Below are 12281 nucleotides of genomic sequence, written 5' to 3' on the forward strand. Positions count from 1 at the left end.
ATTTAGTTTACCCTCTTAATTCTTTAATTCGAGCTTCTACGATTGCTCTCTTCTCACGATAATCACTTTCTTTTGCCCGCTCTTCAGCTACAACATTCTCAGGGGCTTTTTTCATGAAGCCTTCATTACTCAATTTCTTTTGAACTCGTTCCACTTCTTTATTTAAGCGGTCGAATTCTTTTTGTAGACGAGCAATTTCTTCGTCGATGTTAATCAAGCCCGCAAGCGGCAGGATGATTTCAACGCCAGTTATAACGGCTGTCATGGCTTTTTCAGGCGTTTCAAGCTCCACACCCATTTGCAATTCTTCAGGATTACAGAAACGTTCAATATAGCTGCGGTTATTCTCAAGCGATGTAAGAACTGTTTCATCCTTCGCTTTGACGAGCATTTTGATTTTCTTGCTCATTGGAGTGTTTACTTCCGCACGAATATTTCGTACAGAACGAATCATTTCCATGAGTAATTTCATTTCTTGTGCTGCTTGGTCATCAGAAAGAGCTGGATTTACTTCTGGCCACTTCGCCGTCGTAATGGACTCACCTTGGTGTGGAAGGTTTTGCCAAATTTCCTCGGTGATAAATGGCATGAATGGATGTAACAATCGCATCGTTTGATCCAATACATGAGCTAGAATAGAACGAGTGGTTTTCTTAGCTGCTTCATCTTCCCCATATAACGGAAGTTTCGCCATTTCAATATACCAGTCACAGAAGTCATCCCAGATAAAGTTGTATAATGCACGGCCTACTTCCCCGAATTCATAGCGGTCAGAAAGTCGTGTCACATGTTCAATCGTTTCATTTAAACGTGTTAAAATCCATTTGTCGGCAACTGATTTTTCGCCGCTGAAATCAATTTCATCATAGGTCATGCCGTCCATATTCATTAACGCAAAGCGGGACGCATTCCAAATTTTATTGGCAAAGTTCCATGTGGACTCTACTTTTTCAAAACTGAAACGTAAGTCTTGACCCGGAGAACTTCCAGTAGAAAGGAAATATCTTAACGCATCGGCACCGTATTTTTCGATAACATCCATTGGGTCTACGCCGTTTCCAAGGGATTTACTCATTTTACGGCCTTGCTCATCCCGAACGAGACCATGGATGAGTACATCTTTAAATGGACGCTCGCCAGTAAACTCGATGCTTTGGAAAATCATTCGGGATACCCAGAAGAAGATAATATCATAGCCAGTTACTAACACGTCAGTTGGGAAGTAACGCTTGAAATCAGCCGCTTCTGTATTCGGCCAGCCCATCGTTGAGAACGGCCATAATGCCGAACTAAACCAAGTATCTAAAACGTCTTTATCCTGTTCCCAGTTCTCCGCATCTGCAGGTGCTTCTGTTCCTACATATACCTCACCTGTTTGCTTGTGGTACCAAGCCGGGATCCGGTGACCCCACCAAAGTTGTCTTGAAATACACCAGTCGCGGATATTTTCCATCCAGCGCAGGTATGTTTTTTCAAAGCGGTCTGGAACAAAGTTTACTTTCGCCTCTTTATCTTGCAGGGCAATCGCTTCATCTGCGAGCGGCTGCATTTTAACAAACCATTGGGTGGAAAGATACGGTTCAACCACTGCACCGCTTCGCTCAGAGTGACCTACGGAATGTGGATGCTCTTCAATTTTGAAAAGAACACCTTGTTCCTGCAAATCTTTCACGATTTGCTTGCGGCATTCGAAACGGTCTAAACCTTTATATTTGCCGGCTTTATCATTCATCGAGCCATCTTCATTCATAACAAGAATCCGTTCTAAGTTATGACGATTACCAAGTTCAAAGTCGTTCGGGTCATGGGCAGGTGTGATTTTAACCGCTCCAGATCCAAATTCCATATCCACATAATCATCAGCCACAATTGGAATTTCGCGGCCAACGATTGGCAAAATGACGTTTTTACCAATGAGGTGCTTATAGCGGTCATCTTCCGGATGAACGGCAACAGCCGTATCGCCTAGCATTGTTTCGGGACGGGTTGTCGCCACCTCAATATGTCCGGAACCATCGGCAAGCGGATAGCTCATATGATAAAAGGCACCTTGAACATCTTTATAAATTACTTCGATATCTGATAGAGCTGTTTTGGTGGACGGGTCCCAGTTAATAATATATTCACCGCGGTAAATGAGGCCTTTTTTATAAAGGGTAACAAACACCTCTTTAACAGCATCTGATAAGCCTTCATCAAGCGTAAAGCGCTCGCGGCTGTAATCTAAGCCTAAGCCTAGTTTCGACCATTGCTGACGGATATGAGAAGCATACTCTTCCTTCCACTTCCATGTTTCCTCAACGAATTTTTCTCTGCCTAAATCGTACCGGCTTTTGCCTTCACTGCGAAGTTTTTCTTCTACCTTTGCTTGGGTAGCAATCCCCGCATGGTCCATCCCCGGTAACCAAAGCACATCATACCCCTGCATCCGCTTCATACGGGTCACGATATCTTGCAGCGTTGTATCCCAGGCATGACCTAAATGAAGTTTCCCTGTTACGTTTGGCGGTGGAATAACAACCGTGTATGGCTGCTTACTTTCATCATCTTTTGCTTCGAAAAACTTCCCTTGCAGCCACCATTCATATCGACCTTTTTCAATCGTTTGCGGGTCATATTTAGTAGGCATTGTTAGTTCCTTTGTTTCCATTGTAAAATCCTCCTTTGATTCCTTTTCCACATAAAAAACCCCAATCGTCATAAAAGGACGAATGGAGTTTGCTTCGCGGTACCACCTTTTTTCCAATCAAAAAAACTGATTGGCACTTATGTAGATAACGGATTTTGTCCGTCTTCAACTAATAGGATTCATATGATCCGTTCGCAGAAGAAGCTCGTGGGCGACCTTCCGACTGTCTGCTTAGGAAATCTTCCAGCTCATAATTTCCCTCTCTATAAAGCAGATTGGCATCGTACTCTTCCCTGTCGTTGCTTATTAATTAAATTATATTATTATACTACCGAAAAAAAGGGTTTGACGTCAATAATGATAACCACTTTTTTTATTTTTTATACTATATGCTTCTTTTTTGGAGAATTCTCCGCTCATGTGGAATATACATAAAGAAAATAAAAAAGGGGGGGTTTTTGGTGAAGAGGAATTTCAATAAATTTAAATACCAACCCTGGTTTCGGACTTGTCGGAGGGTGGCAGCGCAATTAGTTATTCCATTTGTGGTCTTCCAGTTTATTCGAACACTGATTATTCCTACATTCTTTGATATCGTGTTATTAACGTTATTTGTGGCGATTGCTGTGTCGATCTATTTTGAAATCGTATAAGGAGCCCTTGTAGCAAGTTTACTGCTGCTGGGCTCCTTCTTTTGCTGCTGATTGCGCATCAATCTCGGTCATTCTCATGACAACATACTCGGAGTTTTTCAAATGCCAGTAGCGGTGCTGCAGCTGGCGTACATATTTTAACTCGTTTTTGGGACGCTCCTTCCGATAGTAGCTTTCTGCTACCTGGATAATTGGAATCGGAAGCGCCAAGTAGCTGAAGAATAATAATTTTTCATCCGCTTTAAACGGAAAGTATTTAAAATAATGATAGACCCAATCGATGGCTGTATCGCTTCGTTTTGGATTGGTGTTTAAAGCTCGTGATAAATAGGGCAGGAGGTCATGGATCGGTGAACCATAGCGAGCATTCTCAAAGTTAATAAAATAACCATACCCTTTATCATCATATAAAAAATGCTCGGGTGACAATTTTCCATGAGTAATCACCATGCGGGCCTTTTCATTGTCTTTCGTTTTTTCATACCATTCTTCAAATTTGGTTTTCGAGAATTTCAGCGCTTGGCTGATTTCATTGTAATAGAGACAGAATAACAATTCGAAAGGCGACATGTAGGTCTTTTTTTCACATTCGTCGATGAAGCCATCGAGGAATTCCTGATGTTTTTCATGCTGTTGAAGAGTCTTTTCATAGTGCTCTGTTCTTTCTTCTTTATCCAAGGTAATTTCCTTAGCGGATAGTGTATGAAGGCGGGCTAGTTCACGAAACAGCTGTTGATTTCTGTGCTCACGGTCTTCTTTTTGTTCATTTGACATCCATGGCATTAAGTAATAGAGGTCATTTTCATGTAATATTGCATACCTTCCGTCCATGGTAGGATATATTGGAACGATACGGTTAAATCCTTTTTGGTAGAGAAGATGGACATGACGTATGAAATCGGTCCCGGTCGTCGGGTCAATTTTTTTTAATGCAAAAGTTCCTTTATTGGAATAAACCTTGAGGACGCTGCCAAAATCCTCTACAAACTGAGGTTCAACAAGATAATGTTTTAAGATTGGGGCAATTGCGGCTAGATGATTGGAGTTATTCATGTGAACTTTCAACTCTCTTTCCATTGGAAAAGCGTAACCGCCCGCTTGATGGACGATATTACGATTATGAAAAGAAGGTGAGCAGGTCAAAAGAACCCGCTCATCTCTTTTAGTTATTTTTTTGCAAAGCTGCTAGGAATATATAATACTTGGCCCTCGTATACATCTTGATTGATTTCAAGATTGTTAACGCGAAGGAGGTTTTGTACGGATACATCATATCGATCTGCTACGCTGCTCACGGTATCGCCCTTTTGGACGATGCAAATCTTAACTCTTGCTTGCTCCGCATGTTCATCCTTCCGAGCAAAGAACTCGGTTAACGTCATACTTTTCTTTTTGGCTGCTTTTTTCTTTTTTACATTTTTTGGTGGTTCCTCTGGGGAGGAAGAGCTCTCTTCTACCTGACTTACTTCCTCTTCAACCTGACCTGTTGGGTGTTGCTCTGCTTCCACATCGCCCGCATGCTCTTGCTCTTGCACTGGCTGGCTGGGCTCACTTCTTGCTTCCTGGAAATACCATGCTGGCTGGCTCTCTTCACTTTTTACTTCTTCTATATCCCATGATGAATGGTACCCTTCATTTCTAACTTCTTGTAAATCTACTGCAGGTTCGTTTTCTTGATTACTGGCCTCTTGAAACTCCCATGAAGGCTGGCTCTCTACATTTCTTGCTTCCTGTAACTCCCATGTAGGTTCGTGTTCCTCTTCTTCAAATTCTTCCTGCGGCTGGTAATTGAAGGTCGGAAATTTAGGTAAAACTTCTACACTCTCTTCTTCCTCTTGCTGCTTCCTAGCCTCAGCTTCAAATAAGAAGTTATCTTGGTAGCTGCTTTGGACTGTTTCCAATTCAACTTCTACTTCTTCCACATCTTCATATTCAGGTTCAGCACGATGGACAACCTCAATTTCAGTGGCCTCTTCCTGCGGTTGTTGTTGTTCGGTCGAATATAAGCCGCTAATCGTTAGTTCTGCTGCCAGTTTCAGGCAGCTGCGTTCAGGAATCGAATAGTCAAACGATTCAACGAGAACATCAATATCGTAAATACTCTGAATCCGATTATTTGGGATGGTGATGTCGACAGGGAATCGGTGGGTAAATTCACAGGTTCCTTCCTCGCGGGTATCGACCCTTTCCACAAACTTTTGTGATGTTACACCTTCTTCTTCGTTTTCACTGTTAGTTTCGTAACTTTTATATTCGCCTGTGAGTTCGAGCGAACCTCTTATGGTTACGTACTGGTCGTTTTCCTGGATGGTAATGTCCGGGTCTAAAGAGATGGAAATAAGCTCTTCGACTTCCTGTCCTTTTCTAAACCACAAAGACTCCTCCAAGGAAAAGCGTAGGCACGATTGGTTCTCTTGGGACAAAGCGACTCCTCCTTTCGTTTCCTTCACGCAAAATCACTATGTCACTTACACTCTATGACCCAAGGGCTTTTTTTATGATAAAAAAACATACAAAAACACCCACCTATAAAGGTGGGTGCCGAAAACAATGTTATTTAAGCTTAGAAAATGCAATTTCAGCCGCACGGATGGTTTTTTCAATATCCGCATCTGAATGCTCTGTAGATAAGAACAAGCCTTCAAACTGGGATGGCGGTAAGAAAATTCCTTGTAGTGCCATCTCACGATAATATGCGGCGAAGAATTCCAAATTAGATGATTTCGCTACATCATAATTAATGACTGCTTCATTCGTAAAGAAGAAGCCAATCATTGAACCTGCACGGTTAAATGTGATGGGAACATCATATTTTTCAGCTGCAGCCTTGAAACCTTTTTCCAATAAATCACCCTTACGGATAAATTCCGCATAATGCTCTGGAGTTAATTGGCTTAGAGTTTCATAACCTGCTGTCATTGCAAGTGGGTTACCAGAAAGGGTACCCGCTTGATAAATTGGACCGCTTGGGGCAATCTGCTTCATGATTTCTGCTTTCCCGCCGTACGCTCCAACCGGAAGTCCACCGCCGATTACTTTACCAAGGCAAGTGATATCAGGAGTGATATTGAAATATCCTTGTGCACAGTTATAACCGACACGGAAGCCTGTCATAACCTCATCAAAAATAAGCAATGAGCCGTTCGCTGACGTAATCTCACGGAGACCTTCTAAGAATCCAGGAAGCGGCGGCACCAGCCCCATGTTCCCAGCAACAGGCTCAACAATAATACAGGCAATATCCTCACCGTATTGTTCAAACGCATATTTTACGCCTTCAAGGTCATTGTAAGCGACTGTGATGGTATTTGAGGCTACCCCTTCAGGTACGCCTGGGCTGTCAGGTAAGCCTAGAGTAGCCACGCCCGAACCAGCCTTAATCAACAGGGAATCCCCGTGCCCATGGTAACAGCCTTCAAATTTCAAAATCTTATTTCGTCCTGTATACCCTCTTGCTAAGCGAAGCGCACTCATTGTTGCTTCTGTTCCTGATGATACCATCCGAATCACTTCGATGGATGGGACACGTTCAATCACAAGATTAGCTAGTTTATTCTCCATTAATGTTGGTGCACCGAAACTTGTTCCAAGTTCAGCAACCTTTTTCAAGCTTTCTACGACGCGGTCATTCGTATGACCGAGGATGAGTGGTCCCCATGAAAGGACGTAGTCAATGTATTCATTGCCATCAATATCATAAATTTTTGACCCTTTGCCTCGTTCCATAAAAATCGGGTCCATATTTACTGATTTAAACGCACGTACCGGACTATTTACACCGCCTGGCATAATAGCTTGGGCTTCTTTAAATGCTTCTATCGACTTTGTATACGAACGCATACCGTTCCCTCTTTTCAAATTATTGGTCTTCTCGTAACCAGCGAACCGCATCTTTTGCAGCATAAGTAATGATCAAGTCTGCACCCGCACGTTTCATGCCCATTAACATTTCAAGCACGGTGTTTTTTTCATCAATCCAGCCGTTTTGTGCTGCCGCTTTAACCATTGCATATTCTCCGCTTACATTATAAATAACAATCGGTAAATTAAAGGTATTTTTCATATCACGGACGATATCAAGGTATGGCATCCCTGGTTTCACGATTAAAAAGTCTGCCCCTTCAGCGACATCAGATTCTGCTTCTCTAAATGCCTCCAACCGGTTCGCAGGATCCATTTGATAAGTCTTCCGATCACCAAATTGCGGTGCACCCTCAGCTGCTTCACGGAAAGGACCGTAGAAAGCGGATGCGTATTTCACGGCATAAGACATAATTGGAATCTCCGTAAAGCCTGCTTCATCCAATCCTGCACGGATAGCTGCAACAAAGCCGTCCATCATGTTAGATGGGGCAATAATGTCTGCCCCTGCTTCTGCCTGCGCAATAGCTGTTTTTACAAGCAATTCAAGGGATTGATCGTTAAGAATCTTCTCCCCTTCTACCACTCCACAATGACCGTGGCTTGTATATTCGCAAAGACAAGTATCTGCAACGACAATAATTTCAGGGAATTTTTCTTTGATAAAACGAGTAGCTACCTGAACGATTCCATGGTCATGATAGGCCTGCTCACCGCATGCATCTTTCGTTTTTGGAATCCCGAAAAGCAGGACCGACTTAATTCCATGTGCGACGATATCTTCCATTTCTGCTTCTAAATGGTCCATCGAAACTTGGTAAACACCCGGCATGGATGACACTTCATTGCGGATATTTTCACCTTCATAAATAAAAAGTGGATAAATGAAGTCCTCTGCTTTCAGATGATTTTCACGAACTAGTGAACGCATGCTCGCACTTGAGCGTAAGCGGCGATGACGTTTAAATTGAAGTTCCATTTATTATTCCTCCGTCTCTAAATAAGCAATCATGCTATTAATCATTTCTTTTACGGTGAACTCTTTGGGTGACGCATGGACGGTTAGTCCATAGTCGCGTAATTTTTTCTCTGTAACAGGCCCAATACAGCCAATAAGACAGTTACCTAACTGCTCATTCAGTCCATACTGCTTCACAACAGCCATTAAATGGTCAACTGTTGATGGGCTTGTAAAGGTAAGGATATCGAGTTTGTGATCCGCTAGCATCCGTGCCAGCTTATCGCGGCTTTCATCGGGCAGGTATGTTTCGTAAATGACAACCTCATCCACACGTGCACCACGTTCAGTTAAGGTCCTGGCGATATACTCTCGGGCAAGATTTCCTTTCGGAAGCAGCACCCGTGCATCCCTATCCAATAATGGACTAAATTCTTCCACGAACGTTTCTGCCACATAAGCGGACGGAACAAACTCAGGTGAGAATCCCATTGCTTCCAAAACCTCTGCTGTCTTTTTTCCAATCACAGCGATTCTTGGAAACACCCCGCCTATCTCTCTTTTATTAAAAAAAGAAAAGAAGTTTTCTACTGTGACATTGCTAGTAAAAATAATCCAGTCATATGTATCAAGTGCCAATAATGAATTGTAAAGGCGTTGATTTTTTTCAATTGGACGAAAAGCAATAAGAGGGATTTCGATTGGAATCCCTCCGAACCTTTCAACCAGCTGTGAAAAGGATTTTGCTTGATTTTCTCCTCTTGGAACAAGAACGGTTTTATCAAGCAAAGGTAACGTTTGGGTCATAGACCCTCGAGCTCCCGTTTTACCTTCTCAATCAGGTCCTTACCACCTTTTTGAATTAACAGGTCCGCTGCCTGAATACCCAGTTCTTCTGGGTGATGACCTCTTACCTCTTCTTTAATGATTTCATGTCCTTCCGGGGAAGCCACTAACACATTTAGGACGATTTCATCATTGTCTGCCACATAGGCGAAGCCGGCTATTGGTACCTGACACCCGCCCTCCATTTTTTGAAGGAAGGCCCGCTCGGCACGAACGGCTCTTTCTGTTTTCTTACAAGTGAATTTTTCGAAAAGTTCTAGAAGTTCTTTATCATCTTCACGGCATTCAATCGATAAAGCCCCTTGACCCACAGCTGGAATACAAAGGTCCGCATCCAAAAATTCAGTAACTACGTCTGAAGCCCAGCCAAGGCGTGATAGGCCTGCAGCTGCTAGAATAATCGCATCGTATTCTTCCGTTTCTAATTTTGCTAATCTTGTATCTACGTTCCCACGGATCCATTTAATCTCTAAATCAGGACGCGCCACTAATAACTGAGCACTGCGGCGCAGGCTGCTTGTCCCGATAATCGCACCGGGTTTTAAATCTTTTAGCTTTACATGTCCTCTTGAGATGAGCGCATCACGGTGATCCTCACGGAATGGGATACAGCCAATTGTTAGTCCTTCTGGTAAAACAGCCGGCATGTCTTTCATACTATGCACGGCCATATCAATCTCTTTATCAAGCATAGCCTGCTCGATTTCTTTTACAAATAATCCTTTACCGCCAACTTTTGAAAGGGTAACATTTAGAATTTGATCCCCTTTCGTGACGATTTCTTTCACTTCAAATTCGAAACGAGGGTCCAACTTCTTCAATTGGTCCATCACCCAATTTGTTTGTGTTAAAGCCAGTTTGCTTCGTCTAGAACCTACAATGATTTTTCTCATGAATGTGCCTCCTGAGGTGGTTATGCCCTACGCATACCATAAATGAAAAGATGATAATCTACCAAATAAGAAAAAATTAATTAGGACAATTAAAAATGCCGCTGTATTCCAAATGGCCAGTTTTCTGCCAGATAAATTTTTCATAATATGCAAATATAAAAGGATACTATAAGCTATTAATAACAGAAATGATCCAACGATTTTCATATCGTACCAAGGCATCCCGGGAACCTTAAGAAAGGCCCACTGCAGTCCTAAAATCAAACTTAGCAGCAACATTGGCACACCGATCACAGCCAATATGTAGGATGATTTTTCGAGTTTATCTAAGTCGGCAAGCCGTATGAGCCTTGTGCCCCATTTTTTCCTTTTTAATAAATCATATTGAAGCAAATATAATGATGAGAAAACAAAGGATAGGGAAAATGCACCATATGAAAGAATAGCCATTGTAATATGAATTAACAACAGTTCGGAAACAAGCTGCTTCGCCATAATATGCGAACTATATTGCATTGGGGCAAATGTATGAATCGCCATCACCGTAAAGCCAAGGATATTCGTGAAAAAAACGATAAAATCAACCCGTAATAAATGATTAATCACAATGGATAATGTAACCAATATCCACGCATAAAAATAAAGTCCCTCAAAAATCGTTAATACCGGGAATCTGCCTGTTTTATACATATAGATTCCGAGAAAGACGGTTTGCAAAATCCATACAAACGCAAGTAACCAGAAAGCAATACGGTTTGCCTTCCGGTTATGATGTAGAAAATCGAAAAAATATAACAACACACTAAAGGCGTAAAGAACAACGGTTAATTCGTGAAGCCTTGTCATAAAGACATTAAACATAGAATGTACCCCTTATGACTGAAAGGAAGCCCGCGGTGTTGTAACCGGTATTTGATTGGTTTCGGCTGCTTTCGAATGTTGTTCTTGGACAAGCTCTTCAATATTAAAAATTTTCATGAATAATTCCATTGCCTGATTTGCGTCAGGTCGCGCAGCCAATTCTTTTGCTTGTAAGATCGGATCCTTTAAGAGCTGATTGATGATACTTTTGGTATGCTTATTTAAAACTTTTAAGTCACGTTCTGTTAAATTTGGCAATTTCCTTTCCAAACTTACCATCGTTTCAGATTGTATCGCATGGGCTTTTTCTCTCAGTGCTGAGATGACTGGTACTACTCCAAGCGTTCCAAGCCAATGCTTGAAATCCACGATTTCCTTTTCAATCATGAGCATGATTCGTTCTGCTGCTTTCTTACGTTCTTGCAAGTTGGCCTCAACAATTCCTTCTAAATCATCGATATCGTATAAAAAGACATTTTCAAGGTCACCAATTCTAGGATCTAAGTCGCGTGGTACAGCAATGTCCACCATAAATAACGGCTTCCCTTTCCGTTTTTTCTCAATGCCGGCCATCATTTCTTTTGAAATAACAAAGTCCTTCGCACCAGTTGAACTGATAAGGATGTCAGCTTCCACCAATGATTTCTCTAATTCAGCCATTTTTCTCGCTTTACCGCTGAAACGATTCGCTAAATCAATTGCCTTTTCATAGGTTCGGTTAATTACCGTAACTTGCTTCACGCCATTACCGTGAAGGTTTTGAGCAGCTAATTCTCCCATTTTTCCTGCTCCGAAAATTAACACATGTTTATTAGCAAGTGATCCAAAAATTTTCTTGGCCAATTCAACGGCTGCATAGCTGACAGAGACGGCATTGGCACCAATATCAGTTTCTGAATGAGCACGTTTGGCAAGGGTAATCGCTTGTTTAAACAAGTGGTTAAATACAGTACCTGTCGTTGCTTCTTGCTGCGCCAACATAAAACTCGTACGAACCTGTCCTAGGATTTGTGTTTCTCCTAAAACCATGGAATTAAGTCCGCAAGTCACGTTAAATAAATGATCAATCGCCCCATCATCTTCATACACAAATAAGAACGGAGAAAATTCTTTTTGTTCTATTCCGAACCATTCGGACAGAAATTCTTTAATATAATAGCGGCCAGTATGTAATTGGTCTACCACCGCATAAATTTCCGTACGATTACATGTAGACAAGATGATATTTTCTAGGATGCTTTTTTTTGTATTGAGCTTTTTTATGGCATTTGCAAGGTCGGCTTCATCAAATGACAACCGCTCGCGTATTTCAACAGGGGCAGTTTTATAGTTTATACCGATCACTAATGTATGCATTTGTAAGGACACCCCCAATAGATATTACAACTTAGCTAGTATGATTATATCATGAGCAATTTCGACTTTTGCTCGTAAAATGTGAACAGAAAACGAAACTATATGTTAATATATTTAAGTAAAGCCGCTGATTAACAATCCACCTGGAATTAGTTTAGCAGTGTTTCCTTTATTTACTTAATCATGATAAATATTTTTTTAATATACTTCCTTATGTACAGTAC

The 12281-nt window shown here is 41.6% G+C and carries 10 protein-coding genes and 1 other annotated feature; of the genes, 1 reads left to right on the top strand and 9 read right to left on the bottom strand.

Going from position 1 to position 12281, the window contains the following annotated elements:
- Window positions 1–7: 7 nt before the first annotated feature.
- The gene (locus tag AC4QJR_RS21515) at window positions 8–2650 is read right to left on the bottom strand and encodes a valine--tRNA ligase (protein ID WP_375375116.1); all 2643 of its coding nucleotides are present in this window, start codon (window positions 2648–2650) and stop codon (window positions 8–10) included.
- Between the two features lie 50 nt (window positions 2651–2700).
- Window positions 2701–2938: a binding site (T-box leader), on the bottom strand.
- A 152-nt stretch (window positions 2939–3090) separates the two neighbouring features.
- Between AC4QJR_RS21515 and AC4QJR_RS21520 the strand changes: the two genes are divergently transcribed.
- Window positions 3091–3282, top strand: a complete 192-nt coding sequence (locus AC4QJR_RS21520) for a YszA family small membrane protein (protein ID WP_098574244.1) — start codon at window positions 3091–3093, stop codon at window positions 3280–3282.
- Between the two features lie 18 nt (window positions 3283–3300).
- Here AC4QJR_RS21520 and ysxE read toward each other — a convergent pair whose 3' ends face one another.
- The 8 genes from ysxE to hemA form a co-directional block, all read right to left on the bottom strand.
- Window positions 3301–4335, bottom strand: a complete 1035-nt coding sequence (gene ysxE, locus AC4QJR_RS21525) for a spore coat protein YsxE (protein WP_098574601.1) — start codon at window positions 4333–4335, stop codon at window positions 3301–3303.
- 113 nt (window positions 4336–4448) lie between these two features.
- Complete coding sequence (gene spoVID, locus AC4QJR_RS21530) at window positions 4449–5732, bottom strand: stage VI sporulation protein D (protein ID WP_496524136.1); 1284 nt, start codon at window positions 5730–5732, stop codon at window positions 4449–4451.
- Window positions 5733–5835: 103 nt separating this feature from the next.
- On the bottom strand, window positions 5836–7122 hold the full coding sequence (gene hemL / locus AC4QJR_RS21535; RefSeq protein ID WP_496524137.1) for a glutamate-1-semialdehyde 2,1-aminomutase: 1287 nt from the start codon (window positions 7120–7122) through the stop codon (window positions 5836–5838).
- 19 nt (window positions 7123–7141) lie between these two features.
- Entirely contained in the window at window positions 7142–8122 is a 981-nt protein-coding gene (gene hemB / locus AC4QJR_RS21540; RefSeq protein WP_098574250.1) for a porphobilinogen synthase, read from the bottom strand.
- Window positions 8123–8125: 3 nt separating this feature from the next.
- Window positions 8126–8908: a uroporphyrinogen-III synthase gene (locus tag AC4QJR_RS21545; protein WP_496524138.1), complete on the bottom strand. Its 783-nt coding sequence runs from the start codon at window positions 8906–8908 to the stop codon at window positions 8126–8128.
- Window positions 8905–9840, bottom strand: a complete 936-nt coding sequence (gene hemC / locus AC4QJR_RS21550) for a hydroxymethylbilane synthase (RefSeq protein ID WP_098574254.1) — start codon at window positions 9838–9840, stop codon at window positions 8905–8907. Before hemC ends, AC4QJR_RS21545 begins: the two co-directional genes overlap by 4 nt.
- A 27-nt stretch (window positions 9841–9867) precedes the next feature.
- Window positions 9868–10701, bottom strand: coding sequence for a cytochrome C assembly family protein (locus AC4QJR_RS21555; RefSeq protein WP_098574256.1), 834 nt, complete (start codon window positions 10699–10701; stop codon window positions 9868–9870).
- A gap of 12 nt (window positions 10702–10713) precedes the next feature.
- Window positions 10714–12057, bottom strand: coding sequence for a glutamyl-tRNA reductase (gene hemA, locus AC4QJR_RS21560; RefSeq protein WP_496524139.1), 1344 nt, complete (start codon window positions 12055–12057; stop codon window positions 10714–10716).
- Window positions 12058–12281: the final 224 nt, after the last annotated feature.

This window comes from Neobacillus sp. BP17, from assembly GCF_059579525.1.

Excerpts from the sequence above, each read along its gene's own strand:
- AC4QJR_RS21555 (WP_098574256.1), bottom strand. The coding sequence starts at position 10,701 with ATGTTTAATGTCTTTATGACAAGGCTTCACGAATTAACCGTTGTTCTT.
- AC4QJR_RS21515 (WP_375375116.1), bottom strand. The coding sequence starts at position 2,650 with ATGGAAACAAAGGAACTAACAATGCCTACTAAATATGACCCGCAAACG.
- hemC (WP_098574254.1), bottom strand. The coding sequence starts at position 9,840 with ATGAGAAAAATCATTGTAGGTTCTAGACGAAGCAAACTGGCTTTAACA.
- ysxE (WP_098574601.1), bottom strand. The coding sequence starts at position 4,335 with ATGAATAACTCCAATCATCTAGCCGCAATTGCCCCAATCTTAAAACAT.
- hemA (WP_496524139.1), bottom strand. The coding sequence starts at position 12,057 with ATGCATACATTAGTGATCGGTATAAACTATAAAACTGCCCCTGTTGAA.
- hemB (WP_098574250.1), bottom strand. The coding sequence starts at position 8,122 with ATGGAACTTCAATTTAAACGTCATCGCCGCTTACGCTCAAGTGCGAGC.
- hemL (WP_496524137.1), bottom strand. The coding sequence starts at position 7,122 with ATGCGTTCGTATACAAAGTCGATAGAAGCATTTAAAGAAGCCCAAGCT.
- AC4QJR_RS21545 (WP_496524138.1), bottom strand. The coding sequence starts at position 8,908 with ATGACCCAAACGTTACCTTTGCTTGATAAAACCGTTCTTGTTCCAAGA.